This is a genomic window from Pseudomonas spirodelae, from assembly GCF_034653255.1.
GTDB lineage: Bacteria > Pseudomonadota > Gammaproteobacteria > Pseudomonadales > Pseudomonadaceae > Aquipseudomonas > Aquipseudomonas spirodelae.
Genome location: NZ_JAYEET010000054.1, coordinates 1 through 26,748, shown reverse-complemented (window position 1 = coordinate 26,748; position 26,748 = coordinate 1). Strand labels below are relative to the sequence as shown.

The window sequence follows — 26,748 nt, the reverse complement described above, 5'->3', positions numbered from 1 at the left end:
CATTGACTTATAAAATCAATAAAAAGAATCAAGGGTTTACGTCAAGCACTAGGTTTTGCTTGACGAGGCGCATCGCAATTGTGCACAAGTCGATGCGGCAAGCCGTCGCACCGCCCTTTTTGAGGGCAAATCAATCGCTAAACGCCGCCCCATCTAGGCTGACGCGACCATCGCTCACGTCCTTATTAGGGCGCCAAGTGGACGAGGTGGGGCGCTGGAACCTTGGCTCGCATATAAAGCAACAGCCTCGCAGCCGACTGCGTCCATCAAAACGGCCGACGTTTGACCGCTGTGATAAGCACTCGTATGGGCTAACCCGCGTTTACAACTGCAGAAGGTGGATGCGGCAACTGAATGCCAGGCTCAGGCCGATAACGCGCCACGTGATTGGCAGCCTGGCAGACATGGGTTAACGTCCTGCCACGTCACACTCCCCCACTATGGATCAGTGCTTATGCCCAGCCGGCGCACCTGGCTGCGAATTATCGGTTTTTTGCTTTTACTGCTCGCGCTACTGAGTGCTTACGCCTATGTGAGCCTTAACCGCCTACTCGAACGCGAGCACATCGAAAACCTCGACTGGCGTGGCCTAAGCCTCAACAGCCAAGGCATCCAGCTTGACCAGCTCAGCCTAAAGCACCCAAGCGGCGCAGTGCAGCTGCAACACCTGCTGCTGCACTGGCGCGGATTCAGCCTGGCACTGCCGTTTTGGCAGCAGATCGATATCGCCAACCTGCAACTGAACCTCCCCTCTGGCGCTGCATCGACAAACGCTGAGAGCAGCAATCTGGATGCACTGCTTGAACAGTTTGGCAGCGTCATCAGCCTGTTACCGCAACGGTTGCAGGTCGATGCGCTGCAAATCGAGCTGCCCTGCGGCGCAACACGCTGCCAACTGCTGGGCGACTTGCAGCTGCTAAAACAGCCCACAACCACGGGGCAACAACTCGACCTGCAACTCAACCTGCAGCACCAGCAGGATCAACTGCGCTGGCACGCCCAGTTACAGGGTTCAGCTAGCGCACCAGAGCTGCAGCTGAGCCTGGTCATCAACCAACAGCCACAATTGCAGCTCAGCAGCCGCTTGCAACCAGGCAATGACGCAATGCTGTGGCAGGGTGAAATCAGTGGCGACCTGCAACAGAGCAAGGCGCTGCACAGCTGGCTCAGCCAATGGCTACCCAGCCCCCGCGATGACTTACCGACCACCCCGGCCGCCGCGCAGCTGCAGGCGAGCTGGCAACTGCACCTTGCTCCAGGCCCGCTCGACCTCTCGCAATTGCAACAAGCCAGCGGCCAGCTCAACGCCAGCGCCAACCTGCCAGAGCCCTGGCCAATACCGGCGATTGGCCAACTGCAGGGCAGTTTCGAGCTGGCCGCCCACACGCTGGATGGACTGTGGCTGGCGGACAGCCTCAGCGCCGACCTTATCCTCCAACACATCGCCCCCGGCCTTGTCAGTGACCTGCCGCCCGAGCTCTCCCCTGAGGCTTTGCAGCTAAAGATCCACGCCACCGCAATGCCACCTGTTATTGCCCAACAGTTGAACGGCCGCGCCCTGCCCCTTCAGCTGCAACTGAGCGCCAAGGGCCGCAGTACATTAGCGTTGCAAGGCACGCTAATCCTGGCCAACGGCCTGCCCTGGGGCTTGCAACTGCTAGATGGCACACTCAGCGCCAACAGCCCCGCAATACAGGTGGAAGGTTGGGATGTCGGCGCACTGCAGGCGCAGTTACAACTCGACGCGTACCTGGACGCACAACAACTGAAGCTCACGCTGGCGCCAGGCTCACAGCTCAACCTGCAGCACCTGGGTAACGGCGATTTTCGCGCGCAGCAACTCAAGGCCAACAGCCCCTCACTGCAACTGCACGCACAGCTAGCGGCCGGTGTGCTGAGCGACTGGCGCCTGCACGGCCCCCTCGACCTGAGCGCACAGCTGCAGCATCAGCAGTTGCAGGCGCAACGCTGGTACTGGCAAGGCCCCGTGGATGCCAGCCAGCAGCGCGTGGAGCTGCAGGGCACGCTGCGCAACGATGCCGAGTTGCAACTCAAACTGCAGGCGCAACACACCAGCGTCCAAGGTCTCAGCCTGCAAGCGCAGCTGAATGAAGTTTTTTTGCGCAGCGGCAACCCATTCCAAGCCAGTTTCAGCGCCTGGCCGGCCTTGCTGGAGCTGAATAATGGCCGCCTGAATGCCAACGCAAGCCTCAGCCTGGCCAGCGCTCAACAACGACCCACCCTAGAGCTCAAGCTCACAGGTAAAGGCCTGGGCGGGATTTATGACCGCACCGTCCTAGAGGGTTTGGACGGCAAACTCAATGTACGAATCGACCCCAAGCAGCTGCAGCTTGAACTCAGCGAACTGCGCCTGGCCCAGGCCAACCCTGGGATTCCGCTGGGGCCACTGCAACTCAAAGGCCGCTACAGCGCCGCCCTGCAAACGCCCAGCCAAGGCCAGCTCGAGCTGCAGCAAGCCGAGACGGCGTTGATGGGCGGCAACCTGCGTGTGGCGCCTGGGCAGTGGAGCCTCGCCGCCGAACCGCTGCTGTTCCCTATAGAGGTGCAAGGCCTGGAACTTGAACAGCTGTTTATCCTCTATCCCACAGAAGGTTTGGCCGGCACGGGCACCCTCGATGGCCGCTTACCGCTGCAAATCAGCCGTCAAGGCGTGACTATCGGACAAGGTCAACTGAGCGCACGCGCACCTGGCGGCCAGCTACAGTTTCACTCCGAACGCATCCGCGCCCTGGGTCAAAGCAACCCGGCGATGCAACTGGTGACCCAATCATTGGAGGACTTCCGCTTTACCACCCTCAGCAGCCAGGTCGACTACAACCCGCAGGGCAAACTGAACCTGGCTATGCGCCTGGAGGGACAAAATCCGGCTATCGAACAAGGCCGGCCGATCCACTTCACGATCAACCTGGAAGAAGACATCCCGACCCTGCTGGCCAGCCTGCAACTGACCGACAAGGTTAGCGATATCATCAGACAGCGCGTGCAACAGCGTATGCTGGAGCGCAATGCCAAGACGGCTCCGACAGAGCCATGATTCAGATCAAGGAGAAGCGCCATGCGCGTGCGTAATTGTTTCGCCGCCCTGCTACTAGGGCTGCTCAGCACGGCCTGCACCCCGACCGTGCAGCTGGCGATGCCGAATGAGCCAATCAACATCAACCTCAATGTGAAGATCGAACACGAAATTTATATCAAGGTGGATAAAGCCCTGGACAGCATGTTCAGCGAATCCAGTGGATTGTTCTAAGGAGCCCGAGCATGAACCTAACGAAACACCTCGCCAGCCTATTGCTGCTGCTTAGCCTGAGCCTGCCAGCCGTCGCCTTGAACCTCAACGAAGCCATGTCTGCCCTTGGCGACGCCAAAGCCAGCGGCCAATTGGGTGAAATGCCCAATGGCTATCTAGGGGTTGTCAGCGGCGGTGGCCAAGCCGCGGAAATCGCCCAGTTGATCAACCAAGCACGGCGCGCTGAGTACCAAAAGCTGGCCGCGCAAAACGGCATCAAACTAACTGATGTGGAAGCCATTGCCGGGCAGAAAGCCATCGACAAAACCCCGCCTGGGCAGTACATCCAGCTACAAGGTAAGTGGCAACGCAAATAGCTTGAAGCCCAAAATAAACAAGGAGCGCATTGCGCTCCTTGTTGGTTCTACCTAGAGCCTACTTACGATCTCGCGAGCTAGAGTCCTGCAAGGCAAAAAGAGGCGAGGAAGCGGAGTGTACTTTTGTACATGAGCATTCCGAGCCTGTTTTTAACGCAGCAGGGCCGACGCGCAGCAGATCGTATGCAGGCTCTCAGCGCTGCTGAATCAATGGCTGCCCCGCCTTGGGTTTGAAATACAGGATTTCACCGCGGCTCAGGTTAGCCAGGCTTAGGTGGTCTTTAGCCACTTCGGCTTCAATTGGCTCACTCTGCCCGGCAACCTTGAGGGTCACTCGGGTGATCGCGCCGAGCGGGCGAATGTCGCGCACTTCACCGGCCTGATGGCCTTCTTCCGCCTGACGCGAGAGGTGAATCTCGTGGGGGCGGAACAGGACATGGGTGTCGTCGCCGACATATAGGCGGTTGGCATCGCCGAGGAAGTGATAAACGAAATCACTGGCCGGTTTCTCGTACACCTCGCCTGGCGAGCCGATCTGTTCGATCACGCCCTTATTCATCACCACAATGCGGTCGGCCACTTCCATGGCTTCTTCCTGGTCGTGAGTCACAAACACTGAGGTCAGGTGCACTTCTTCATGCAGACGCGCCAACCAGCGGCGTAGCTCTTTACGCACCTTGGCATCCAGCGCGCCGAAGGGTTCATCGAGCAGCAGCACTTTCGGCTCTACCGCCAGCGCCCGGGCCAGGGCGATACGTTGACGCTGGCCGCCAGAGAGCTGCTCGGGGTAACGATCGGCCAGCCAGTCGAGCTGCACCAGTTCGAGCAGCTCATGGACCTTCTTCTTGATCACATTCTCGTTCGGCCGTTCGCGCTTGGGCTTCATACGCAAGCCAAACGCCACGTTGTCGAATACGGTCATATGGCGGAACAGTGCGTAGTGCTGGAACACGAAACCGACATTACGGTCGCGCACATCGTGGCTCGACACGTCTTCACCGTGAAACTCGATGCTGCCAACGTCTGGGGTTTCCAGGCCAGCAATAATCCGCAGCAAGGTGGTTTTGCCGCAGCCGGATGGGCCGAGCAAGGCGACCAGTTCGCCGCTCTGGATGTTCAGGTTGATATCGTTCAGCGCTTTGAACGCATTGAAGTTCTTGCTGACATTGGATACTACGATCGACATGACTTATTCCTCGCCAGCACTGGCTTTCAGGCGGTTGATACGTGACTCGCTCCACTGCTTGAGCAGCAGAATAAACAGCGCCAGCAACAGCAGCAGACTGGCGACACTGAACGCGGCGACGTGATTGTATTCGTTATAGAGAATCTCTACATGCAGTGGCAGCGTATTGGTGTAACCACGGATGTGCCCCGAGACCACCGATACCGCACCAAACTCACCCATGGCCCGCGCGGTACACAGCACCACGCCGTAAATCAGGCCCCATTTGATATTGGGCAAGGTGACATGCCAGAACATTTGCCAGCCACTGGCACCGAGCAGGCGTGCAGCCTCCTCTTCCTGGGTGCCTTGCTCTTGCATCAGCGGGATCAACTCACGGGCGACAAAGGGCACGGTGACAAATACCGTGGCCAGTACGATGCCCGGTAACGCGAAAATGATCTGGATATCGTGCTCACGCAGCCACGGGCCAATAAAGCCCTGCGCGCCGAATAGCAGCACGTAGACCAAACCGGCGATCACCGGCGACACCGAGAACGGCAGGTCGATCAGGGTGACCAGAATGCTCTTGCCGCGAAACGCGTACTTGCTTACGCACCAGGCCGCAGCCACCCCGAACACCAGATTGAGCGGCACCGAAATACCCACGGCCAGCAGCGTCAACTGCAACGCGGAAATCGCATCGGCTTCGAAGATTGCGCCGAAGAAGGTGCCGATGCCCTGCTTGAGCGCCTCACTCAGCACGATCAACAGCGGCAACAGCAGAAACAGCGCAAACACCAACCAGGCGCTGATGATCAGCAGCCGGCGACCGAGCACATTACCGCGCCGCGCCGCGTTGGCCGAGGCTGAGGCGCTTAGGGTGATAGAAGACATGGCGACCTCCTCAGGCTTTCGCGATCTGGCGCTGCAGCAGGTTGATCAGCAGCAGCAGGATGAAGGAGACCACCAGCATCAACACGCCAATAGCCGTGGCACCGGTGTAGTCGTACTGGTCGAGTTTGACCATGATCAGCAGCGGCAGGATCTCGGTCTTCATCGGCATATTGCCGGCGATAAAAATCACCGAACCGTACTCACCGACCCCGCGAGCAAAGGCCAGCGAGAAGCCCGTCAACCAGGCCGGCAGCAACGCCGGCAGCAGCACATAGCGAAACACCTGCAAGGGTTTGGCACCCAAGCAGGCCGCCGCTTCCTCGACCTCACGCGGGATGTCCGCCAGCACCGGCTGCAGGGTGCGCACCACAAACGGCAAGGTGACAAAGGTCAGTGCCAAGGTGATGCCGATGGGCGTGTAGGCAATCTTGAAACCCAGGTCGGTAGCGAACTGCCCCACCAGCCCACTCGGGGCATACAAAGCGGTCAGGGCGATACCGGCAACGGCGGTGGGCAAGGCGAAGGGCAAGTCGATCATTGCCTCGATAACCTTGCGCCCGGGGAAGGTGTAACGCACCAGCGCCCAAGCCAGCAATGTGCCGATAATGCCGTTGATGATGGCCGCCGCGAAGGCCGTGGCAAAGCTCAGCTTGAGCGCTGCCAGCACCCGCGGCGCGGAAATAATCGCCCAAAATTCTGCCCAGGTAAGCTGAGCGGCGTGAACGAACATGGCACCCAAAGGAATCAGCACCAGTAGGCTGAGATACACCAGGGTGTAACCTAGCGTCAGCCCGAAGCCGGGTATGACCGGAGAAGTACGACGAGACATGGTTTTGGCCTTGGCGGGTTAAACGATGAACTAATGGCGCGGACGAATCCGTAGGATGGGTCGGGCCGCGCAGGTTGAGCCTGCGATACCCATCACTGGCCGGCTTAGAGCCGATGGGTATCGCTTCGCTCAACCCATCCTACGTTCGCTGTTTAAGCTCACTGGGCCTGGTAAATCTGGTCGAACACCCCACCGTCATTGAAGAACTTCGGCTGTGCGGTCTTCCAACCGTTGAAGTCTTTATCGACAGTGACCAGCTTCAGTGCCGGGAACTGCTCGGCGAACTCGCGCGCAATGGCCTGGTTACGCGGGCGGTAAAAGTGCTTGGCCGCCAGACGTTGACCTTCATCGCTGTACAGGTAGTTGAGGTAAGCCTCAGCCACTGTGCGCGTGCCTTTCTTGTCGACGTTTGCATCCACTACAGCCACCGGCGGCTCGGCCAAGATCGACAGCGACGGCGCAACGATTTCGAAGTTGTCGCCGCTCTCTTCCTTCAGCGCCAGAAAGGCTTCGTTTTCCCAGGCCAACAGCACGTCGCCAATCTGGTTGTTAACGAAGGTGATGGTCGAACCACGGGCACCGGTGTCGAGTACTGGCACGTTTTTGTAGAGCTGGCCCACGAACGCTTGAGCTTTCGCCTCGTTGCCGTACTTCTGCTGAGCGAAGGCCCAAGCCGCGAGGAAGTTCCAGCGCGCACCGCCAGAGGTTTTCGGGTTCGGGGTGATCACTTCAACGCCCGGTTTGACCAGGTCATCCCAGTCTTTCAACCCCTTTGGATTGCCCTTACGCACCAGGAACACGATGGTCGAGGTATACGGCGTACTGGCGTCTGGCAGGCGTGTTTGCCAGTCCTCCGGGATCAATTTGCCGAGCTTGTACAGCTCGTCGATGTCACCGGATAAAGCCAGGGTCACCACATCGGCACGCAGGCCATCAATTACCGCACGGGCCTGTTTGCCCGAACCACCGTGGGATTGCTGGATGGTCAAAGCTTCATGGCCCTGGGCTTGCCAGTGCTTATTGAACGCAGCGTTGAATTCGCTATACAGCTCACGGGTCGGGTCGTAAGACACGTTGAGTAGGGTTTCAGCAGCCGCTACCTGGCCGACAAAAATGGCGCTGGCAAGTGCAACAAGGACAAAACGGCGAATGGACATGGTGCAGCTCCTAAGATCTTTGATTTTCTAATGGCTTGGTTTTTCTTTAGGGTTTGACGATCAACAGCGCATTCGCGGCTGACAGCTGCAATACCGGTGTGTGGTCATGGTTTGTGCTCGGTTCATGCTCACACCCTCCGGTGGTCCAGTCGGGTTTTGAGGTTCGTTCTAGTGGTCAGGCGTTTTTGCCGGCCGGAGCCTGCAAACGGAATTTTTCCTTGCGTTCGATCTGCACGACCTGGCCGTTGTGCACGGTGATTTCCACCGCGCCAAACTTCAGGCCATTCAGCGCAGCCTGGATCTCGCGCAGGATGCTGGCGTCGTCCTGACCTTCAAGGTTGCGTAGGGTTGCGGTCATGGTAGTGCTCCTTGAAATAGCCCCTATAAGCGGCGAAAACTGGCCGTAGTCAGTGGGCATGGAGCAGATAGTAGAGAGGCGCCAATATTCTTAAAAATATTATTTAATAACATTTATATTCTTTTTTTGCATATGCAAACTCATGCACGCCTGACGCAACAGAATGAAATTTTAGGCATAAGCAAATAAGTTCTTATTCTTTTTGATATTTATAAGCCCTCCCTACACTGCAGCCACTCACATCTGCAGGAGGGCGCACGATGCGCAACCAAACTATCCGTTACCTGATAGTGCCGGGCTGGCAAGGATCGGCCGACGCGCATTGGCAGAGCCACTGGCACCGTAGCCTGCCGAACAGTGCACGTGTGGCGCAGGCCGACTGGCTGAACCCTGACCGCAACACCTGGGTGGCCGAACTGCAGCGCAGTATCGCCAGTGACCCGCGACCGACCATCCTGATTGCCCACAGCCTGGGTTGCATCACCGTGGCGCACTGGGCGGCCCAAGCGCCAGTCGAGTTGCTGGGTCGGGTACAAGGGGCCTTGTTGGTCGCCCCAGCGGATGTGCAGCGCAGCAATTGCCCGGCAGCGTTGCAGAACTTCGCACCGATACCGCAGCAGCCACTGCCGTTCCCCAGCCAGTTGGTGGGCTCGGACAACGACTCTGCTGCCAGCGCTGCCCGGGCGATCGAGCTGGCCCGTGACTGGGGCAGCGATGTGACGATCCTCAGCGGCGCCGGGCATATTAATGTGCAGTCCGGGCATCAGCGCTGGGAGCAGGGTTTCGCCTACCTCTACCGCCTACAAAACCGTGTTGATCAACACAGGCTTCGCAGCGCCTGACCGTCGGCGCCTAGAACTGTCGCGACAGATCTTCAGCCGCTCAAGTCAGCGGCTAAAGGCTGCAAAAATGTCGGCACCAAAGTCACTTTCGGTTATATCAATAGCATTAAATGTTTCTTTTTAAGAATAAAAAACTTGTGCAGTATCGGCGCCACATTCTGGCCAACAGGTCAGGCTCTACCCCGCGCTGCCTGCCGGCGCCGTGACGAGGAACGCCTTCATCATGCTTAAGAAAATTCTGCTGGCCAGCGCCATCACCTCAAGCCTACTGGGCAGCGCCGCTGCGCTGGCCGAAGACGCGCCGATTCTGAATGCGTCCTACGACATCGCCCGTGAGCTGTTTGCCGAGATCAACCCCAAGTTTGTCGCCCACTGGCAAGCACAGACCGGTAAAGAACAGAAGATTGACCAGTCATTCGCCGGTTCCTCGCGCCAGGCTCAGGACATCATCCAGGGCAAGAAAGTCGACACCGTAACCTTCAACCAAGTTACCGACGTCGACATCCTGGCCAAGCGCGGCCTGCTGCGTGAAGACTGGGCTAAGCAGTTCCCTAACAACAGCTCGCCGTACTACAGCACCACGGCGTTTCTGGTGCGCAAGGGCAACCCGAAGAACATCAAGGACTGGAACGACCTGGCCCGCGATGACGTGAAGCTGGTATTCCCTAACCCGAAAACCTCCGGCAACGCTCGCTACAGCTACCTGGGCGCTTGGCTGTATGCCAACGAGCAGTTCAAGGGCGATGAAAACCAGATCAAAACCTTTGTCGGCAAGGTGCTGCGCAACGTCGAAAATTTCCCTACCGGTGGCCGCGCCGCCACCGTTGCCTTCGCCCAGAATGGCCAAGGTGACGTGCTGCTGACCTTCGAATCGGAAGTGGTCAACATCGCCAATGGTGAAGAGTTCAAATCCGGCGAATACGAAATCGTCGTACCGCCGGTTAGCGTGCTGGCCGAATTCCCAGTGGCGCTGGTCGACAAAGTGGTCGATCAAAAAGGCACACGCGAAGTGTCCAAAGCCTACCTGGACTTCCAGTACAGCAAAGACATCCAGCAGCTGCTGACCACCTACAACTACCGTGTGCACAACCCGGAAGTGGTGGCGGCTACCGCGGCGCAGTTCCCGCAGATTCGCCTGATCAACCCAACCGAAGTCCTCGGCACCTGGGATGAGATCACTGCCAAGCACTTCGATGCCAATGGTATCCTTGACCAATTATTGGCCGAGGGTCGCTAAGACCTAATCGGTTTGAGCAACAAACAGCCGCCGTCTTTACGGCGGTTTGTGCTTTCAGGGATTTAAGTGTGCCTAAGACACCTCGCTTCTTTCTGCAGAACCCGCTGCTGCCAGGCTTTGGTCTGAGTTTCGGCTTCAGCACCTTTTACATCTCACTGATCATCCTGTTCCCGCTGTCGGCGTTGCTGCTGTATGTCAGCGACATGAGCTGGGCGCAGTACTGGCAAGCAATCAGCGACCCGCGCGTGGTGCAAAGTTACAAGGTGACCATCAGTGGTGCGTTCTACGCCACCATCGCCACCGTGCTGATCGGCCTGCTGTTGGCGTGGATCATCACCCGCTATGACTTCCCCGGGCGTCGTCTGGTGGATGCGCTGATCGACCTGCCCTTCGCCCTGCCCACCTCGGTGGCCGGGCTGACCCTGGCCACCCTGCTCGCCCCTGGCGGCTGGCTCGGTCAATGGCTCGCGCCCATGGGCATCAAGCTGGCCTATGCCTACCCGGGCATTTTGATCGCCATGGTGTTTACCAGCCTGCCGTTTGTGGTGCGTACCGTGCAGCCGGTGCTGCAGGACCTTGGCCGCGATTACGAAGAAGCCGCCAACACCTTGGGCGCTAATCGCCTGCAGACGTTCTTTTACGTGGTGCTGCCCACTCTGATCCCGGCGCTGGTCACCGGGGCCTCGCAATCCTTTATCCGCAGCCTCGGTGAGTTTGGTGCGGTGATCATGATTGCCGGCAACATCCCGTTCAAAACCGAAGTCTCTTCGCTGATGATTTTTGTACGTCTGCAGGAGTTCAACTACCCCGCGGCTGCGGCAATTGCCTCAGTCATTCTGCTGGCCTCACTGGTGCTGCTGTTTACCCTGCAAGTGCTGCAAGGCCGCCTGTTCAAATGGCAACGGCAAGGCAAATGAAAAAACCTCAATACTGGCATCAATGGCTGTTGATCGGCCTCGGGCTGAGCCTGATCACCCTGATTCTCCTGGTGCCGCTGGCGCTGATTTTCAGTAAAGCCTTCTCCGGTGGCCTGGCCTTGCTGTGGGGCAATCTCGGCGAAGACTACATGCTTCACGCCATCGGCCTCACCCTGCTGGTGGCGGCGCTGACGGTGCCGATTAACCTGTGTTTCGGCATTCTGCTGGCCTGGTGCGTGACCCATTACGATTTTCGCGGGCGCAAGCTGCTGACCACCCTGCTCGACATCCCTTACGCGGTGTCACCGGTGGTGGCTGGGCTCTGCTACCTGGTGGTGTATGGCCTGGAGCACGCGCTGGGGCGCTGGTTCTACGACAACGGCATGCAGCTGATGTTTGCCTGGCCGGGCATCGTCATGGTCACGGTGTTCGTCACCGCGCCGTATGTCGCGCGCATCTTGATCCCAGTGATGCAGTCCCAGGGCCAAGATGAAGAAACCGCAGCGCTGTGTCTGGGCGCCAACGGCTGGCAGATCTTCCGCCATATCACCCTGCCGAAAATCAAATGGGCACTGCTGTATGGCGTGGTCATCACCAATGCACGCGCAGTGGGCGAGTTCGGCGCGGTGTCGGTGGTGTCCGGCACCATCATCAACCAGACCCTGACCCTGCCCTTGCTGGTCGATCAGCTGAACAACGACTACAAACCCGCCGCCGCCTTTACCGCTGCCGCGCTGCTGGCTTGCATGGCACTGCTGACCTTGCTGCTGAAAACCTTTATGGAATGGCGCCAGCGCACGCTGATGCAACGGGCTGAGGCGGTTTAAGCGGTTTTAGCCTCTATAACCTCGGACGCTGCCACCGCTCCAGCACGGTTCGAGTTGAACCTAATACAGGGCCGCTAAAGTGCGGCCCTGCGTACAGGCGCTGTGCGTTTTATTCTTCGCTAATAATGAGTTCCACGCGGCGATTCATCTGCCGACCCGAGGCCGATTCATTACCGGCAACCGGCATGCTCTCGCCCTTACCCGAAGCACTCAAGCGGCTTGGCGTAACACCTTGAATGGTCTGGTAGCTCATCACCGACGTGGCACGACGCTGGGACAGACTCAGGTTATTTTCCTCGCTGCCAACGTTGTCGGTATGCCCTTCAATCATCACCCGACGTTCAGGGTTCTGGTTAAGAAAAATCGCCAGCTTGCCCAGGTTATTCGCCGTGCCCGCACGTAATTCGGAGCGCCCGGTGGCAAACAACACATCACCCAAGGTCATGACCAAGCCCCGCTCGGTTTGCTTGGCGTTCAGCTCATCAAGCTGGCGCTGCAACTGATCAGCCTCCTGGGTGCGTGAATCCAAGCGTGCGCCTGCGCGCTGTTCGCTGAGTACCGTGCGCTGGTCTTCATAAAAGCGCGTTTGCGCCAAGGCATTGGCAATTTCTACCCGGCGGTCTGCTATCACCACCAAATGCTGGCCCAATGCCTGGGCTTCTGGCTCGTCCTTACGCGGCTGCTCGGCGTTGATCACCGCTTGCTCAGCCGCTTTGAGCGCAACTGGTGCACGGGTATTCAGGTGCGGATCGGCTTGCAGCTGCGTGAGCTTGTTGCGCACGTCGGCGGCGCCTTGCGGCATGCTGGGTGGCGAGGCACAACCGGCCACACTTAAGCTAATCGCAGCGGCCAGCAGGTACTTAACGTGATGGGCAGTGTTCATTGTGGTGCTCCCGTGTTGCGCTGCATTTCCTGCTTCAGGCTGTTGGTGCTTTTGCGCATTTCGTCATTGACCACCTTGGCCTTGGTCGCTTGTGACATGGCCAGGGCCAGCTCGGCCTCAACCCGCGATTGCTCAGCCAGGCGCTCAGCCAGCAGCATCTCTTCGCGCTGCACGGCCAAATTAGCCGACGCCAATTTCTCCCGTGCAACCGCTAACTGCGGCGAGGCGTAGTCGGCCACACGCGCTTGTTCGGCATTGCTGATTGCGGTTTTAGCCGCTTGCAACGCTTGGTTAGGCGCAACCGGCGGCGTGGCGCAGGCGCTCAGCAACAGCAGCCCGCTCAAAACACCAGCCAGGCGCAATGCGGCCCTGCCAGAAAGCATCGATGAAGTCCTGTTCATAGGTATGTCCTCAAAACAATAAAAGATGAGCACGCCGCACAGTTCCCCGCACGCCGGCTCAAGTTAGCTAGACCACCGCGCCCTTAAAGCGCTGCAGTGAGCGTTCTTAGCGGCCCGCGCACGGGCTGACGACACAGGCGGGCAGCGCACTTTGTGCAAGATTCATGGCGATCAGCAGACTGCCCACGGCGAGCCCGGCATAGGCGATCGCAAACACTAATAAAAACGGGCGGTAATCGATGTTCATCACGCAGCTCCAATCAGTGATAAAGGCGATAAGGCCTCAAGCCGCGCCGTTATCGCGCGGGCCTTTATGGGCAAAAAAAACGCTGACCTGAGCCTCTGCATCAGCGCGGGAGAAGCCATAACGCGCCTGCAGCAAGCCGGCGAGGTGCTGCATGTGGCCGGCATGGTGCAGCGCGGGGTTATGGTTCAAGCGCGCCCAGGTCATCTGCAGAGCACCCAATGACTGACGCCACTGCCCGTGCAGGCACTGCAACCGCTGCAGGCTCATGAGTGCCCCACCGCAACACAGGCAAAACCGTAGGCATCCCTTCTTACAGGGCAAGTTGAGCGATCAGTTCGAATGGCCGTACACATGCGGTGTCTCCCAATGCAACGCTGTTCTCAACACGGGACGCAGCTCACTGAGGACAGCATCACAGCCGCGCATAGGCCTGTCGGTACGCTGGCACGCATAGGCGTACAAACAGCTAAAGCATGGCCATTGGCCTGCGTACGGCGGCGCACAGACGGGCTTGGCCGTGCTGCCTAAGCTGGTGCTTCGGCCGTCAGTGACGGTTCATGAGCAGGAGCAGCACGATGGACCTCTACCGTCACCACGTATCGGGTTTCTTTAGCCAACGCAGCAGCGCCGAACAGGCGCTCGCTCAATTGATTCAGCGGGGCATGCACAGCGAGCAATTGCAGATAGTCGCCAGCAACGCAGATGCCCCACCCGCCCCCGCGCCCCGGGCCAAGAGCAACAGGGTGTTGAAGAACATGCTGATCGACATCGCCATTGGCACCGGAATCGGTATTGGCATCGGTGCATTGATTGCGGTGGCGATGATTGTCAGCGAGGCGAGCCTGTTTTATGCCAGCCCGCTGCTCGCACCGTTGGCGCTGATGGGTATGAGCGGATTTATTGGGGGTTTTCTTGGCAGCGTGATCGGGGCGTCATCAGCCGCCGGCACGCATCACGGCCGATTGGTCGCGTTGGTGAGCAAAAGCATTACTCACGGCGATGTGGTGCTGGTGGCGCAAACCGACAACGAGCAGCAAACCAGCATGGCCCGTGAAGTGATCGAAGCCACTGCCGGCTTGGTCAAGGACATCAACATGGCCACTAACCAATCGCCATAAACGCTGGCCGCCGGCCTTCTCGCTCAGGGGTCGCAGTGTAAGGCAGCAGTGCGAGCAGATGCCTCGCGCAAGCTGCAAGCGAGCCCTGCGAAAGCGTCTTCACCACGCCTCACAAGCCGCTCCAGCGCGGGCAATTGTCCGCGCCTCACTGCAAGCGGAAGTGCGCCAGCTCGCTAGGGGTCAGCACGCGCATGCGTTGCGGCTCGGTGCGGTTGATCGCCTCAAGCAGCGCAGGCGGCACCTGCATGTCCTTGAAGTACGCCACCTGGCGGGCACGATTGACGCCCTGCCTGGAGGCCGAGTGCACCGAGTCACTGCCCGCGTAATAGGGCCGATGAATACCCACATAACCCCGCACGGTTTTAGGCTGCCCCGCCGCCAGCAGGTACACACAACTGCCTTGGCATACCCCGGTGGATGGCACCAAGCTGTCAAAGCGGGTTTCGCGCAGCAGGCGGCCGATGCGCATGGCCTCATCCACACTGCCACCAATACTGTCGAGCATGACAATTTTCCTGGCAAATGTGCCCGGGTTGGCCTTGATGCCTTTGAGCAAGGCCTCATAATCGCCCGGCACAATATCCTCGGAAACCTTAGCCACCAGGATCCGCCCCAGCGTTTTATGCTGGCCGGCTTGCACGTCGACCTTGGCCTGCGCGGCGCTCGCACACAACGTCGCCATGCACATAATTACAGCCTGAAACATACTACGGCTCATAAATCCGACAATTCCTTAAGCAACGTCACCCGTGGGTGGGCAAGATACCTTGCAGCAGCGATCGCGCATACGCCGAATCAGCCTCAATCAACGCCCCCTTCACCGCAGAGAGAGCCCCGTGGCCACGATGTTCGAAATCCAACAGCAGAACCCCGAGCACTACCGCCAACAAACCCGCCGCAGTACGCTCATCATCGCCCTGACGTTCGTTGTGCTGGCCATGCTGCTGTCCACCACCACCGTCATGCTATTCGGCCAACCGGGCGGGGATAATTTCCGCTGGAACATGGCCGGCGTGATTATCGCCCTGCTGCTGACTGTGGCCCTTGTGCGCGGCTTTATGTGGTCACAACCCTGGATGGCAGCAGCGGCCTATGGCTGGCAGCTCAAGCGCAGCCTGATGCGCATCACCAATGTGATGCACAACGTCAAAGCCGGGGTAGCTGCACATAACCCGGACGCCATGAAGTTGCTGCGCTTCTATCATCTCGGCCTGACCCAAATGCACCAGCTGGACGGCAACTCCAGCGCACTCAGCGAAGCCGTGGCGGAGATCAACCGGCACAAAGAGCGCATGGAAAGCCTGGGGATGGACATCGATCAGCCGCAACTCAATTCCGCCTGGATCGAGGCGGTGAAAAAGATCAGTGCGCTGCCCAGCTAAACATCGCCAACCACAACCTTGCTGCACGCAAAACTGCAGCGGTTAGCCCCCTGCATTGCCGCTGCAGCCAATCATGGTCTTTGCGCTGGGTAGACCCTGATCGGTGGGTTTCCAACTGAAAGCCCGCTATTGTTTCACTCGTTATCTTTACTGGAGCCTCACCATGACTCTCATGCAACGTAGAACTGCGCTCATCCTGGCTGGCTTACTGGCCATGGGCAGCACCTTCGCTCAAGCGGATACGCCCGTGCGTGTGGGCTCCAAGATCGATACCGAAGGCAAGTTGCTGGGCAATATGATTGTGCTGGCACTGGAAGCCAGCGGCATCAAGACCGAGAACAGATCTGGCCTGGGCAACACCCAGGTGATGCGCGGCGCGCTGACCGCCGGCGAGATTGATCTGTACCCTGAATACACCGGCAACGGCGCCTTCATTTTTGCCGAAGAGTCCAACCCGGTTTGGAAAGACGCCAAAGCCGGCTACGAACGCGTCAAGGCGCTGGACTATGAGCAGAACAACATTGTCTGGCTAACGCCTGCACCAGCCAATAACACCTGGGCGATTGCCATTCGCCAAGATGTGGCCACCCCCAACCAACTGAAAACCCTCGACGACCTGGGCCAATGGCTGGGCAAAGGTGGGCAGTTCAAGCTGGCCGCCTCGGCTGAGTTTGTAGAGCGCTCGGACGCACTGCCGGCCTTCCAAACAGCCTATAACTTCACCCTCAAGCCCGAGCAACTGCTGACGTTGGCCGGTGGCGATACGGCAGTGACGATTCGTGCAGCCGGTGAACAAACCTCCGGCGTCAACGCCGCCATGGCCTATGGCACAGACGGCGCCGTGGCTGCCTTGGGCCTGGTGATTCTCGACGACCCAAAAGGCGTGCAGCCTATTTACGCCCCCGCGCCGATTGTTCGCGAGGACGCGCTCAAGCAACACCCTCAGATCGCCGACGCCCTGGCGCCGGTATTCGAACTGCTGGATGGCCCGACACTGCAGAGCCTGAACGCCAAGATTCAACTCGAAGGCCAAGACGCAAAAAAAGTCGCCGCAGACTTCCTCAAATCCAAAGGGCTGCTGCAATAAGCCCGCTAATGCCCCCTTATTTGAGCGTCAATCACGGTGGTTAGCGCTATAAGCTCAGCCGTTCAACCGCGCTGGCGAACTGCACAGGCTGCGCTTTCGCTGCTGGTGGTCGGTGCTTTGTGGAGTCTGCCGCTGGTGCGCGTAGCGCCCAATCGTCTGGTGTCGGGCGAAGCCTTGTCATTCTTCGCCCTGCTGCAAGGGACTGTCTGGGGCTTGGCCGTCTTGCTGGTCGGGTTGTTATTACTCTCGCTGGCACCGCCCCGCCGCGTCTACGTATGGCTGACCGTCGCAGCGGCCACCGCCTTAGCCGTGGGGCTGGGAACTCTAGCCGCCAGCCACGCCACCGAGGTGGTGCAGGCAAGCGCGCCGTTTGCCCGCACGTCATTGGGCAGTGGCCTGTGGCTGGCGTGGCTGCTGTTGGGCTTAGTGCTGGCCGATGCACTGCAAGCCCTGCGCGCCGGCACCTTGGCGCGGTTGGGCGTGGCCACGGCGACCTTGTTGCCGCTGGCGCTGTTGCTGGTCAGCGGCGCTGCCGATGAGTTGTCGATCATGAAGGAGTACGCCAACCGCAGCGATGAGTACTGGGGCGTGATTGCCCGGCATTGTCAGATCGTCGCGCTGGCGCTGTTGTTTACCCTGGCCGTTGGCCTGCCGCTCGGCTGGGTCACTCATCGATACGAGCGCATCGGGCGAGCGATGTTCCCGCTGCTCAACATCGTCCAAACCATCCCCTCGATTGCGCTGTTTGGCCTGCTGATGGCGCCGTTGGCTTGGTTGGCCGCGAGCTGGCCGGCACTCAGTCGCGCCGGCATCAGCGGCGTGGGGCTGGCGCCAGGCGTATTGGCACTGACGCTGTACAGCTTACTGCCGGTGGTGCGCGGCACGCTGGCCGGGCTGGCGCAGGTGCCATCGGCAGTCACGCAGGCGGCGCAGGGTTTGGGCTTTACCCCCGCGCAATTGTTTTGGCAGGCGCAGGTGCCGCTGGCGTTGCCCGTGGTGTTGAGTGGCGTGCGCATCGCCAGCATTCAGGCAGTGGGCCTGGCCGCGGTGACAGCGCTGATTGGTGCAGGCGGCCTGGGTAGCCTGATGTTTGAAGGGTTGTTCAGCAGCGCCCAGGATTTGGTGCTGCTCGGTGTGGTGCCCATCGTCGTGCTGGGTGCGCTGGTGGACGGCCTGTTCAAACTGCTGATCAGCCTGTCCGCTAAGGCCACACCCACCAAGGAGTTCGCGCAGTGATCGAATTTAATAACGTGACCAAAACCTATGGCCAAACAGCTGACGCCCCCAAAGCGCTGGACGACGTAAGCCTGCGCATTAGTCGCGGTGAACTGGTGGTGTTGATTGGCGCCTCGGGGTCGGGCAAATCCACCTTACTGAAAATGATCAACCGCATGGAGCAGCCCGACAGCGGCAGCGTCATGCTGGATGGGCATGACACCGCGCACATGCCCGTGCGTGAGCTGCGCCTGCGCATGGGCTACGTGATTCAGTCGGTGGGGCTGTTCCCGCACTGGACGGTGGCGCGCAATATTGGCGTGGTGCCCACCATGCTCGGCTGGCAGCCCGAACGCATTGCCGCCCGCATCACTGAGCTGTTGCGCGTGTTTGACCTGGACCCTGCCACCTATGGCCCGCGCTACCCGCACCAGTTATCCGGTGGGCAGCAGCAGCGCGTAGGCGTGGCACGTGCGTTGGCGGGCGACCCGGAGGTACTGCTGATGGATGAGCCCTTTGGCGCGCTGGACCCGCTTATTCGCACGGCCTTGCAGGACGAGGTCAAGCGTATTCATCACGCCTCGGGCAAGACCATCGTCATGGTCACGCATGACATCGACGAGGCACTGCGCCTGGGCACCCAGATCGTGTTGTTGGAGCAGGGTCGGATTGTGCAAGTCGGCACGCCACTGGCCCTACTGAGCCAGCCCGCCAATGCGCAGGTGGCCGATTTTATCGGACGCAGCGACGTCGGCATCAAGCTGCTGTCGCTGCACCGCGCAGACAGTCTTGCGCGGGCTGAGGCGCCACACAGCGGGCCCAGCCTGCCCGCCAACGCCAGCCTGCGCGAGGCCGTTTCAACCTTGGCGCTGCATGGCTGCAACACCCTCAATCTACTGGACGACACCGGCACGCACGCAGGAGTGCTGCACGCGGCCGACCTGTTCAGCCATGCGCGTAATGGCGTGTTGCAGGCACGCGCAGAACAGGGGCCGCATGCTTAAGCCGCGTTACGCCTGGTTGAGCGACAAACTCCTGTGGGGCGTATTGCTGCTGGCCGCATTAGTGGTCGGCCTGCCCCACAGCGAACCGCTGTTCGCCAGCCTATTCCCGCAATTGGAGCGACCGGTTTACCGCCAGGAGCCGTTCACTCAACTGCTGTGGCAGCACCTGCTGCTGGTGGGTGTGTCGGGGGCGGCCGCTGTGCTGGTGGGTACGCTGGCCGGAGTCTGGGTAACCCGGCCAGCCGGGCGAGCTTTTCGCCCGGTGCTGGAAACGCTGGTGTCCATGGGCCAAACCCTGCCGCCAGTGGCGGTACTGGCACTCGCGGTGCCGGCGGTGGGCTTCGGTGAATTGCCCGCCTTGATCGCGCTGACGCTCTACGGGCTGTTGCCGGTGGTGCAAGGCACGATCACCGGCCTAAACGCCGTGCCTGCTCCCGTGCTGCAAGCGGCCAACGGCATGGGCCTGTCGCCGTGGCAGCGCCTGCGTCAGGTCGAGGGGCCACTGGCCATGCCGGTATGGCTGTCGGGGGTGCGCACCTCAGTAATCATCAACATCGGCACGGCAGCCATCGCCTCCACCGTGGCCGCCAAAACGCTGGGCTCGCCCATCATTGTCGGTTTGAGCGGCTTCAATACCGCCTATGTGCTGCAAGGCGCGGTGGTCGTGGGCATGCTGGCTGTGGTGGTGGACATGGGCTTTGAACGCCTGGCCCGGCGTGTCGCCTGGGCACACTAAGCGGGCTTGAATCTCAGCGTCATCAAACTCAATGAGCCGATAACAACTCATCAAGAATCCCCAAGTTGAAGTGCCGTTGCTGGGTTACCGCGAAGAACTGCTCAGCAATTTCGGGGATTTGTGCATAAAGCTGCAACACGCCCGCCTGTAATTCATCCTGCACCACAACCGCCGGCAGTAGCGCAACGTCGCCGGAGTCGCGCGCCAGCAGACGCAGCATGGCCATGTCATCGACCTCAGCGCAGATAGTCGGGCTTAAGCCCTGGCTGTCGCAGAACAGCTCGAACTGGCTGCGAATATCGCTGCTACGGCCTGGCACGATTAAGCGCACCTGATTGAGGTCGCGGAACAGGTCGAAGGGTGGCTGATCAATACGCGGTGGCCCTACCAAACACACAGACTGGCGATCCAGGAGCCGACAGCGCCAAGACTGCTGGGCATCCGAACTTACCGGGGTATTGCTGAGCACGATGTCCAGCTTGTGCAGTGCCAGTCGCTCCAGCAATTCGCCCAAGCTGCCCGACTCCAGGGTTATGCGCACATCACGGCGACCCAAAAAAGGCCGCAGCAGGTTCTCCTGAAAGTTACGCGAGAGCGTGGCCACCGCGCCTATGCGAAGTGGCTGATTGGCTTGTTGGGCACCCTGTAGGGTCATTTGTAATTCATTGCCCAGGGCGAAAATACTTTCTGCGTAATCCAGCGCCAGGCGACCGGCCTCGGTGAGCAGCAGGTTGCGGCCTGAGCGAATGAACAGCGCATAGCCGAGTTGATCTTCCAAGGCGCGGATCTGCGTCGACAGCGCCGACTGAGCGACATGCAGCGACTGTGCGGCGCGGGTTAGGTTGCCCTCCTTGGCCACGGCCCAGAAATAGTGCAAGTGATGAAAGTTCAGCCGGCGCATGATTCGTTCTTTATTTAAGATAATTAAGTTCTATTCAATCTATTTTAATTAAAAAAGCAACTACTAGAGACTGAACCTACCGACCACCTGCGGAGGTTCTCTGATGCCTTTTCTGCTTTCTCAATTGAGTACCTTGCTGCCCTGGCTTTACCTACTGGCTTTACTAGCGGTGGCCGTGAGCGCATCAACATCGTCGGCTTCGCGCATCTGGTGGCCTGCGCGAATCGTAGGCTACATGGGCTTTGCCTTAGTGCTGGTAGCGCTACTCCAGGCGACGCTGGACGGACGTGACAACGATCGGCTGGGTCTGGCCATGGCCGTCCTGATCAGCCTACTCGCGCTGGTTATCATCGACTTCTCGCAACGCTACCTAGAAGGTGAGCCGGGTCAACGGCGCTACGTTCTCGCGCTACTTGGCACATTAGCGGCGGTGGCGCTCGTGGTTACCAGCAGCGACCTGTACATAGTGGTCGGCGCTTGGATTGCCTCCAGCTTGTGCCTGCATCAGTTACTGACCTTCTATCGCGACCGCCCCCTGGCCCAGGTGGTGGCGCACAAGAAGTTCATTGCCAGCCGCCTGGCTGATATCTGCTTGATTATCGCCACCCTCTTGCTGGTGCGCGCCGCCGGTGACAGCGCGATTACAGTGATCCTCAATGAGGTCACCATGCGCCTGCAAGCTAACGCCAGCGTGGGCTGGGACCTGCAACTGGCGGCCGTGCTGCTGGTGTTGGCGGTGATTCTAAAATCCGCGCAGTTGCCGGTACACGGCTGGCTGATTCAAGTCATGGAAGCGCCCACGCCGGTCTCGGCGCTGCTGCATGCCGGTTTGGTCAACCTGGGCGGCTTTGTGCTGCTGCGTTTCGCCCCCTTGCTATCAGCCGCTCCCACGGCGCAGGCCTTGTTAGTGGTGGTCGGCGGCGGGACAGCGGTACTCGCAGGCTTAGTAATGATGACCCGCATCAGCATCAAGGTCCGCTTGGCGTGGTCCACCTGTGCGCAGATGGGGTTGATGCTACTCGAGTGCGGTTTGGGCCTCTATGAATTGGCGCTGGTGCACCTACTGGCCCACTCGCTGTACAAGGCCTATGCCTTCCTCGGTGCAGGTGAAACGGTCGCCCAGGTGCGACACCAAGCATTGTCTGACCCGCGTCCCGCGCTTGGGCTGCAACAGGTGTTGCTGGCGCTAGGCCTGGCCACGCTTTGGGTCGCGCTGCTGCATGGGCTCTGGAACCTGCTACTGCCGGCCCACTCGCTGCCGCTCATGGCACTGGTCATCCTGGCCATTGGTCTGGCCCCCTGGTGCCTGCGCCTGAGCGGTGCGCTGCACAGCCTGGGCATGCTCACACTGGTCCTCGGCCTCTACCTGCTCTGGCACTTCGCCGCCGCCCACGTGCTGGGCAACAGCCCTGCGCCAAGCGTTCTGCAGCATTACCTGGGGCTGTTCGCGCTGCTGCTGTTCGTCACGCTTTATGTGTTTCAGGGGCTGATCATCACTCGGCCCACTGGCGCACTGGCGCGGCGGCTGTACCCCCTGGCCTTTGCCGGTTTTTATCTGGATGAACACTTTACTCGCCTGACTTTCCGCCTGTGGCCGGTACGTCATGCACCGAGTCGCGTTGACGCAACTGGAGACAGCCAATGAGCGCATTCGAACACGGACTCAGCCTTGATCCGGACGTCCTAAACACCCTCGCCCGCGAGGCTTGCGAACGCATTGCACCGACCTGGCCGCTAGACCGCATGATCGCCGTCAACCCACTGTGGGAGCGGCGTGACCAGCCCTGGGCCAGAGTCGCTGAGCAATTGCACAAGCGTGCTGGCAGCAGCCTCACGCTGACCGCAACGGACTACCGAGCAGCCTGGGATGAGGCACGCATAGCCGAGCGGCACCTTGAGCAGGCGCTAGCCGAAACATCACTCGCCTGGACACCCGAGCAGTTGCTGCAATCACTGCATGAGTCGCCGAGCAACAGCCAACGCCTGCCGTTGCTCGAAGACATGGCTGAGGCCGAAATCAGCCTACCCGGTTGGCCCGCGTTAATTACCCAGCAGATAGGCCAGTGCTGCGCGGCCTGGTTCGATGAAAACCAGGCTGACTGGCGACCTGATGTGCAGCATGGGCTTTATCAGAGTTGGCGCGCCTCCATGGTGCAAGATCGTGGCCTGAGTGTGCTCAGCGCCTGCAGCGCACTGAGTGAGCGGATTGCTCAGCTGCCGCTTGAACCGCACTTGGCCTTGCAGACTGCCGTGAAGCACTTGGGGCTTGCCGAGGATGAGCTGACCGAATGGTTCGACTGCCTGTTGCTGCGCAGCCTTGGCTGGGCATCCTGGTGTGCCTACCTGCGTTGGCAGGCGCGCCTGCAAGCGGGCGACGACCCCATACTCTTGGAATTACTGGCGATCCGGGCTGCCTGGGAATGGCTGGTGGACGACCGCCGGCGTGATGCGGACAGCCGCTGGAGCGCCTGGCGCCTGGCATGGCAGGCCGCGCGCTGTGCGTCCCCTTCGCCCGGCTGGCAGGCGCTGCAGGTATGGCAGCGGGCCGAAGAACTGGCCTGGCAGGAGCAGTTGCAAGCGCAGTTATGCCAGGCCCCTGCTGCTCAAGCTTGTGACACCCCGGTGGCACGCGTGTATTTCTGCATCGATGTGCGCTCGGAGGTGATGCGCCGTGCCCTTGAGCAGGCCAGCGCGCAGGTGCAGACCAGCGGCTTCGCCGGCTTTTTTGGCCTGCCGATCGCCTACACCCCACTTGGCACTGAGGCCACACGCCCGCAATTGCCTGGACTGCTGGCGGCCCAATTAACCGCCACGGACAGCAGCGGCGATGCCACCCGCGACTTGCGCCTGGCCAACCAGCGGCAAAACCGTCTGCAGCGCGCTGGGCGCTGGCAGTTGTTTGAGCGGCTGCCCGCTTCGACCTTCACACTGGTTGAGGCGCTGGGCCTGGGCTATGCCGGCGCACTGCTTGGCCGCGTCGGCGGTCTCTTCTCTCGCTCGGCCGCACCTGATCGCACGGCTTTACGGCCGCACGAGTGGCAGCAGGTAAAACCCACACTCCCAGTGCTTGAGCTTGAACAGCGGGTGAATGTGGCGGCACGTGTCTTGCGCGCAATGGGCCTGACCCAGGATTTCCCGCCATTGATCCTACTACTGGGGCATGGCAGCCAAAGCGCCAATAATCCCCAGGCAGCCGGATTGGATTGCGGTGCCTGTTGCGGCCAGAGTGGCGAGATCAATGCCCGCTTACTGGCCGACTTGCTCAATGACGCCGACGTGCGCGGCCTGCTTCGCGAGCGCGGTATCCACCTGCCAACAGACTGCCGTGTGCTGGCAGGGCTTCACAACACCAGCACCGACGAGATTCAGGTATTTGACAACACAGCGCTGCCGGCTGCCCTGCAGCCAGCGTGGCTGACTCTGCGTCAGGCGCTCGATGCAGCCGGTGTCATCGCGCGGCGCGAACGCGCCAGCCTTTTAGGGCTCGCGCACCTGAGCGAAAAGCCTGCAAAGCTGTTGAGCAGCCTACGCCGGCGTGCCTCTGACTGGGCTCAAACTCGCCCAGAGTGGGGCTTGGCAGGCAATGCGGGGTTTATCGCCGCGCCGCGCTCACGAACCCTAGGCCAGAACCTGCAGGGGCGCGTATTCCTGCATGACTACGATTGGCGGCAGGATGCTGATGGCAAAGTGCTGGAGCTGATCATGACTGCGCCGATGGTGGTGGCGCACTGGATCAACCTGCAGTACCTGACCTCCACCACGGACAACCTGCGCTTTGGCAGCGGCAACAAAGTGCTGCACAACGTGGTCGGCGGGCGCATTGGAGTATTCGAAGGCAACGGCGGCGACCTGCGCATCGGCCTGGCGCATCAGTCGCTGCATAACGGCAAACGTTGGGTGCATCGACCTCTGCGGCTCACAGTGGTTATTCAAGCGCCGCAAACCATGATCGATAAGGTCATTAGCGAGCATGCTGCGGTGCGTGATCTCGTGATCAACGGCTGGCTTCATCTGCTGCGCATTGACAGTGATTGTGCAACCGTAATGCAACGGCGTACCGCCGACGGCTGGCTACCCATCTAGATTGGTCCAGTACCTGGATACAGCCAAACGGCATCCAGGTACTGCCTCTTCACTCGAACATCTCGCATAAGAACGGCTTACAGCATTGTTGCAGCAGCCCTGCACACGGCGTTTGCGAGAATAAAACCTCTTCAGCCCCTTCGCACAAAGCAAGATCAGTCGGTGAACTGCTTACAAGCCAGGCAATATCTGGCTATTAGTCATAGCGGGCCTACGAATTTTTGATCAAACCTAGCAGGGCCACAGATTTTTTAGCCGTTCAACTGCCAATCACCCCACCATCATTTTTAGTAATCAGCACGGTGGTCGAGCGCGGCCGGGTTTGGCCGTCGCTAGCCGGGTAGCTGATGCCCGGGTGCTGCACATTCGCCCACATTGCTTTGCCATCCAGGCTCCAGGCCAGGCCGGTGATCTCGCACCCGCGCGGACCAACCAGAAAGCGCCTGACCTCGCGGGTGCTCGGGTCGGCGCAGAGCAACTGGTTACAGCCCATGGCCTGCATCGCCGCTTCATCGTCACCGTAGTCGGTCTGAATCCACAGGCGGCCGTGGCTGTCAAAGGCCAGGCCATCAGGGGAGGAAAAGATGTCGCCGTTGATGGTGCCGGTGAGATTGGCAGGCACCGTCTTGCCGTTGGCATCCTTAGCGCCTTTCGGCTCGCCGGCCAACAAGAACAGCTCCCAGGTGAAAGTTTCAGCCGTAGGGTTAGCGCCCTGCTCGTTAAAGCGCAAGATCTGCCCATGCAAGTTCTGCGGACGCGGGTTGGCTTTGTCGGTGGGCTGCTTATCGCCCCGGCCGTCGTTATTGGTCAGGGCGACATACACCTCACGACTGGTCGGGTGAACGGTTGCCCATTCGGGGCGATCCATCGGCGTTGCGCCAACCAAGTCAGAAGCGGCACGGGCGTTCAGCAGCACTTCGGCCTGGCTGGCAAAGCCACTGGCGCTGGTTAGACCGTTTTGCCCGTGCACCAGGGCCAGCCATTGGCCGGAGCCATCGGCATCGAAACGCGCCACATACAAGGTGCCTGCATCCAGCAGATCGCGGTTGGCCTTGGGGTTGGCCGCATCAAAGCGCCCGCTGGGAACGAACTTGTAGACGTACTCACCCTTGGCATCGTCGCCAGAATAGAACGCCATACGCCCGTTATCGCCCAGGCTCAGGGCCGCACATTCGCGACTAAAACGGCCAAATGCAGTGCGTTTGATCGGCTGCGCCTGCGGGTCGAATGGGTCGATTTCCACCACCCAGCCAAAGCGATGCGGCTCGTTGACGTAACCACCGCAGGCTTGCTGCGGATCGGGAGTGGCGTTGAAGCGCGGGTCGGCGGTTTCCCAGGCGTAGTTCTTACTGGTGCCCTCTTTGGCCAGGCCATAGCGCTTGTGCGACACACGCTGGGCGTAGTCAGCCTGATCACGGTTGATAAAGTAGTTGTTCCAGTTTTCCTCGCAGGTGAGGAACGTGCCCCAGGGCGTGACGCCAGTGGCGCAGTTGTTGAGGGTGCCGAGCACTTCAAGACCTGTGGGGTCGGCAACGGTTTGCATCAGCTTATGCCCAGCCAGCGGGCCGGCGATGCGCATGGCGGTCAGGGTGTTGCCGCTGACCGAAAACTGACCCAGTAGAGGCTGTTCTGCCGACTGAAAACTGACCCAGGTGTTCAACTGCTTCTGCTCAATTTTTGAGCAGGAGAACACAGGGTGATCAGTATGGAAATGATGGGCAAAATTCGCCGGATGTATTTCCGCGACAAGCTGTCGCTGCATGAGATAGCCAAGCGCACCGGGTTGGCGCGCAACACGATTCGCAAGTGGGTCAGAGCACCTGAGGCCAAGCCGCCGG

At 60.0% G+C, this 26,748-nt stretch carries 26 protein-coding genes and 1 pseudogene; 15 read left to right on the top strand and 12 right to left on the bottom strand.

The features are described from left to right. Window positions 1–454 precede the first annotated feature (454 nt). The 3 genes from SOP97_RS17930 to SOP97_RS17920 are packed head-to-tail and all read left to right on the top strand — an operon-like array spanning window position 455 to window position 3,624. Window positions 455–3,055, top strand: coding sequence for a YdbH domain-containing protein (locus tag SOP97_RS17930; protein WP_322950359.1), 2,601 nt, complete (start codon window positions 455–457; stop codon window positions 3,053–3,055). Between the two features lie 21 nt (window positions 3,056–3,076). After that, entirely contained in the window at window positions 3,077–3,268 is a 192-nt protein-coding gene (locus SOP97_RS17925) for a YnbE family lipoprotein (RefSeq protein ID WP_274089355.1), read from the top strand. 11 nt (window positions 3,269–3,279) lie between these two features. Next, window positions 3,280–3,624 carry a YdbL family probable chaperone protein gene (locus SOP97_RS17920; RefSeq protein ID WP_322950358.1) on the top strand — a complete coding sequence of 115 codons (345 nt, stop codon included), beginning with the start codon at window positions 3,280–3,282 and terminating at the stop codon, window positions 3,622–3,624. 193 nt (window positions 3,625–3,817) lie between these two features. Here SOP97_RS17920 and SOP97_RS17915 read toward each other — a convergent pair whose 3' ends face one another. The 5 genes from SOP97_RS17915 to oscA form a co-directional block, all read right to left on the bottom strand. Further along, window positions 3,818–4,810, bottom strand: a complete 993-nt coding sequence (locus SOP97_RS17915; RefSeq protein WP_322950357.1) for a sulfate/molybdate ABC transporter ATP-binding protein — start codon at window positions 4,808–4,810, stop codon at window positions 3,818–3,820. A gap of 3 nt (window positions 4,811–4,813) precedes the next feature. Beyond that, the gene (cysW, locus tag SOP97_RS17910; protein ID WP_322950356.1) at window positions 4,814–5,686 is read right to left on the bottom strand and encodes a sulfate ABC transporter permease subunit CysW; all 873 of its coding nucleotides are present in this window, start codon (window positions 5,684–5,686) and stop codon (window positions 4,814–4,816) included. Between the two features lie 10 nt (window positions 5,687–5,696). After that, a complete protein-coding gene (gene cysT, locus SOP97_RS17905; RefSeq protein WP_322950355.1) occupies window positions 5,697–6,515 on the bottom strand; it encodes a sulfate ABC transporter permease subunit CysT in 819 nt (272 codons plus the stop codon). 158 nt (window positions 6,516–6,673) lie between these two features. Then, window positions 6,674–7,672: a sulfate ABC transporter substrate-binding protein gene (locus SOP97_RS17900; RefSeq protein WP_322950354.1), complete on the bottom strand. Its 999-nt coding sequence runs from the start codon at window positions 7,670–7,672 to the stop codon at window positions 6,674–6,676. 175 nt (window positions 7,673–7,847) lie between these two features. Continuing rightward, window positions 7,848–8,030 (bottom strand): sulfur starvation response protein OscA, encoded by a 183-nt coding sequence (gene oscA / locus SOP97_RS17895; protein WP_322950353.1) that lies wholly within the window; start codon window positions 8,028–8,030, stop codon window positions 7,848–7,850. Window positions 8,031–8,290: 260 nt separating this feature from the next. Here oscA and SOP97_RS17890 point away from each other — a divergent pair, with 260 nt between their 5' ends. The 4 genes from SOP97_RS17890 (at window position 8,291) to cysW (SOP97_RS17875) (ending at window position 11,853) form a co-directional block, all read left to right on the top strand. After that, a complete protein-coding gene (locus tag SOP97_RS17890) occupies window positions 8,291–8,872 on the top strand; it encodes an RBBP9/YdeN family alpha/beta hydrolase (RefSeq protein WP_322950352.1) in 582 nt (193 codons plus the stop codon). A gap of 223 nt (window positions 8,873–9,095) precedes the next feature. Next, window positions 9,096–10,109, top strand: a complete 1,014-nt coding sequence (gene cysP / locus SOP97_RS17885; RefSeq protein WP_322950351.1) for a thiosulfate ABC transporter substrate-binding protein CysP — start codon at window positions 9,096–9,098, stop codon at window positions 10,107–10,109. 68 nt (window positions 10,110–10,177) lie between these two features. After that, entirely contained in the window at window positions 10,178–11,026 is an 849-nt protein-coding gene (gene cysT / locus SOP97_RS17880) for a sulfate ABC transporter permease subunit CysT (RefSeq protein WP_274089346.1), read from the top strand. Continuing rightward, window positions 11,023–11,853, top strand: a complete 831-nt coding sequence (gene cysW / locus SOP97_RS17875; protein ID WP_090242295.1) for a sulfate ABC transporter permease subunit CysW — start codon at window positions 11,023–11,025, stop codon at window positions 11,851–11,853. The genes cysT (SOP97_RS17880) and cysW (SOP97_RS17875) overlap by 4 nt, the downstream gene beginning before the upstream one ends. A gap of 109 nt (window positions 11,854–11,962) precedes the next feature. Here the strand turns inward: cysW (SOP97_RS17875) and SOP97_RS17870 are convergent, their stop codons facing one another. The 4 genes from SOP97_RS17870 to SOP97_RS17855 all read right to left on the bottom strand — a co-directional run bounded on the left by SOP97_RS17870 (window position 11,963) and on the right by SOP97_RS17855 (window position 13,651). Further along, window positions 11,963–12,736 carry an OmpA family protein gene (locus SOP97_RS17870; protein ID WP_274089345.1) on the bottom strand — a complete coding sequence of 258 codons (774 nt, stop codon included), beginning with the start codon at window positions 12,734–12,736 and terminating at the stop codon, window positions 11,963–11,965. Beyond that, the gene (locus tag SOP97_RS17865; RefSeq protein WP_274089344.1) at window positions 12,733–13,119 is read right to left on the bottom strand and encodes a DUF4398 domain-containing protein; all 387 of its coding nucleotides are present in this window, start codon (window positions 13,117–13,119) and stop codon (window positions 12,733–12,735) included. The genes SOP97_RS17870 and SOP97_RS17865 overlap by 4 nt, the downstream gene beginning before the upstream one ends. A 124-nt stretch (window positions 13,120–13,243) precedes the next feature. Further along, window positions 13,244–13,384 carry a hypothetical protein gene (locus tag SOP97_RS17860; protein ID WP_274089343.1) on the bottom strand — a complete coding sequence of 47 codons (141 nt, stop codon included), beginning with the start codon at window positions 13,382–13,384 and terminating at the stop codon, window positions 13,244–13,246. A 36-nt stretch (window positions 13,385–13,420) separates the two neighbouring features. After that, entirely contained in the window at window positions 13,421–13,651 is a 231-nt protein-coding gene (locus SOP97_RS17855; RefSeq protein ID WP_322950350.1) for a CsbD family protein, read from the bottom strand. Window positions 13,652–13,959: 308 nt separating this feature from the next. Between SOP97_RS17855 and SOP97_RS17850 the strand changes: the two genes are divergently transcribed. Then, window positions 13,960–14,502, top strand: coding sequence for a hypothetical protein (locus tag SOP97_RS17850; protein ID WP_274089672.1), 543 nt, complete (start codon window positions 13,960–13,962; stop codon window positions 14,500–14,502). Window positions 14,503–14,647: 145 nt separating this feature from the next. Here the strand turns inward: SOP97_RS17850 and SOP97_RS17845 are convergent, their stop codons facing one another. Next, window positions 14,648–15,220: a COG3904 family protein gene (locus SOP97_RS17845; protein ID WP_411912085.1), complete on the bottom strand. Its 573-nt coding sequence runs from the start codon at window positions 15,218–15,220 to the stop codon at window positions 14,648–14,650. Window positions 15,221–15,347: 127 nt separating this feature from the next. Between SOP97_RS17845 and SOP97_RS17840 the strand changes: the two genes are divergently transcribed. From SOP97_RS17840 to SOP97_RS17820, 5 genes are all read left to right on the top strand, one after another. Continuing rightward, window positions 15,348–15,884: a DUF3087 domain-containing protein gene (locus SOP97_RS17840; protein WP_274089675.1), complete on the top strand. Its 537-nt coding sequence runs from the start codon at window positions 15,348–15,350 to the stop codon at window positions 15,882–15,884. A gap of 163 nt (window positions 15,885–16,047) precedes the next feature. Continuing rightward, window positions 16,048–16,971: a glycine betaine ABC transporter substrate-binding protein OsmF gene (gene osmF, locus SOP97_RS17835; RefSeq protein WP_322950349.1), complete on the top strand. Its 924-nt coding sequence runs from the start codon at window positions 16,048–16,050 to the stop codon at window positions 16,969–16,971. A gap of 135 nt (window positions 16,972–17,106) precedes the next feature. After that, entirely contained in the window at window positions 17,107–18,207 is a 1,101-nt protein-coding gene (locus tag SOP97_RS17830) for an ABC transporter permease (RefSeq protein ID WP_322950348.1), read from the top strand. Further along, a complete protein-coding gene (locus tag SOP97_RS17825; protein ID WP_322950347.1) occupies window positions 18,204–19,190 on the top strand; it encodes an ABC transporter ATP-binding protein in 987 nt (328 codons plus the stop codon). Before SOP97_RS17830 ends, SOP97_RS17825 begins: the two co-directional genes overlap by 4 nt. Further along, window positions 19,183–19,926: an ABC transporter permease gene (locus tag SOP97_RS17820; protein ID WP_322950346.1), complete on the top strand. Its 744-nt coding sequence runs from the start codon at window positions 19,183–19,185 to the stop codon at window positions 19,924–19,926. The genes SOP97_RS17825 and SOP97_RS17820 overlap by 8 nt, the downstream gene beginning before the upstream one ends. A 28-nt stretch (window positions 19,927–19,954) precedes the next feature. Here SOP97_RS17820 and SOP97_RS17815 read toward each other — a convergent pair whose 3' ends face one another. Then, window positions 19,955–20,827, bottom strand: a complete 873-nt coding sequence (locus tag SOP97_RS17815) for a LysR family transcriptional regulator (RefSeq protein WP_322950345.1) — start codon at window positions 20,825–20,827, stop codon at window positions 19,955–19,957. 103 nt (window positions 20,828–20,930) lie between these two features. Here SOP97_RS17815 and SOP97_RS17810 point away from each other — a divergent pair, with 103 nt between their 5' ends. Next, window positions 20,931–22,472 (top strand): NADH-quinone oxidoreductase subunit L, encoded by a 1,542-nt coding sequence (locus SOP97_RS17810; protein ID WP_322950344.1) that lies wholly within the window; start codon window positions 20,931–20,933, stop codon window positions 22,470–22,472. Next, a complete protein-coding gene (locus SOP97_RS17805) occupies window positions 22,469–24,910 on the top strand; it encodes a YbcC family protein (protein ID WP_322950343.1) in 2,442 nt (813 codons plus the stop codon). The genes SOP97_RS17810 and SOP97_RS17805 overlap by 4 nt, the downstream gene beginning before the upstream one ends. 259 nt (window positions 24,911–25,169) lie before the next feature. Here SOP97_RS17805 and SOP97_RS17800 read toward each other — a convergent pair. After that, window positions 25,170–26,504: pseudogene (locus tag SOP97_RS17800) on the bottom strand (PhoX family protein); the annotation flags it as partial. Between the last annotated feature and the right edge of the window lie 244 nt (window positions 26,505–26,748).

Coding starts and splice junctions, on each gene's coding strand:
- SOP97_RS17805 (WP_322950343.1), top strand. CDS start 22,469: ATGAGCGCATTCGAACACGGACTCAGCCTTGATCCGGACGTCCTAAAC.
- SOP97_RS17865 (WP_274089344.1), bottom strand. CDS start 13,119: ATGCTTTCTGGCAGGGCCGCATTGCGCCTGGCTGGTGTTTTGAGCGGG.
- SOP97_RS17890 (WP_322950352.1), top strand. CDS start 8,291: ATGCGCAACCAAACTATCCGTTACCTGATAGTGCCGGGCTGGCAAGGA.
- SOP97_RS17925 (WP_274089355.1), top strand. CDS start 3,077: ATGCGCGTGCGTAATTGTTTCGCCGCCCTGCTACTAGGGCTGCTCAGC.
- oscA (WP_322950353.1), bottom strand. CDS start 8,030: ATGACCGCAACCCTACGCAACCTTGAAGGTCAGGACGACGCCAGCATC.
- SOP97_RS17920 (WP_322950358.1), top strand. CDS start 3,280: ATGAACCTAACGAAACACCTCGCCAGCCTATTGCTGCTGCTTAGCCTG.
- cysP (WP_322950351.1), top strand. CDS start 9,096: ATGCTTAAGAAAATTCTGCTGGCCAGCGCCATCACCTCAAGCCTACTG.
- SOP97_RS17860 (WP_274089343.1), bottom strand. CDS start 13,384: ATGAACATCGATTACCGCCCGTTTTTATTAGTGTTTGCGATCGCCTAT.
- SOP97_RS17850 (WP_274089672.1), top strand. CDS start 13,960: ATGGACCTCTACCGTCACCACGTATCGGGTTTCTTTAGCCAACGCAGC.
- SOP97_RS17900 (WP_322950354.1), bottom strand. CDS start 7,672: ATGTCCATTCGCCGTTTTGTCCTTGTTGCACTTGCCAGCGCCATTTTT.
- SOP97_RS17840 (WP_274089675.1), top strand. CDS start 15,348: ATGTTCGAAATCCAACAGCAGAACCCCGAGCACTACCGCCAACAAACC.
- SOP97_RS17820 (WP_322950346.1), top strand. CDS start 19,183: ATGCTTAAGCCGCGTTACGCCTGGTTGAGCGACAAACTCCTGTGGGGC.
- SOP97_RS17845 (WP_411912085.1), bottom strand. CDS start 15,220: ATGAGCCGTAGTATGTTTCAGGCTGTAATTATGTGCATGGCGACGTTG.
- cysW (WP_322950356.1), bottom strand. CDS start 5,686: ATGTCTTCTATCACCCTAAGCGCCTCAGCCTCGGCCAACGCGGCGCGG.
- SOP97_RS17930 (WP_322950359.1), top strand. CDS start 455: ATGCCCAGCCGGCGCACCTGGCTGCGAATTATCGGTTTTTTGCTTTTA.
- SOP97_RS17855 (WP_322950350.1), bottom strand. CDS start 13,651: ATGAGCCTGCAGCGGTTGCAGTGCCTGCACGGGCAGTGGCGTCAGTCA.
- osmF (WP_322950349.1), top strand. CDS start 16,048: ATGACTCTCATGCAACGTAGAACTGCGCTCATCCTGGCTGGCTTACTG.
- SOP97_RS17915 (WP_322950357.1), bottom strand. CDS start 4,810: ATGTCGATCGTAGTATCCAATGTCAGCAAGAACTTCAATGCGTTCAAA.
- cysT (WP_322950355.1), bottom strand. CDS start 6,515: ATGTCTCGTCGTACTTCTCCGGTCATACCCGGCTTCGGGCTGACGCTA.
- SOP97_RS17870 (WP_274089345.1), bottom strand. CDS start 12,736: ATGAACACTGCCCATCACGTTAAGTACCTGCTGGCCGCTGCGATTAGC.
- SOP97_RS17810 (WP_322950344.1), top strand. CDS start 20,931: ATGCCTTTTCTGCTTTCTCAATTGAGTACCTTGCTGCCCTGGCTTTAC.
- SOP97_RS17815 (WP_322950345.1), bottom strand. CDS start 20,827: ATGCGCCGGCTGAACTTTCATCACTTGCACTATTTCTGGGCCGTGGCC.
- cysW (WP_090242295.1), top strand. CDS start 11,023: ATGAAAAAACCTCAATACTGGCATCAATGGCTGTTGATCGGCCTCGGG.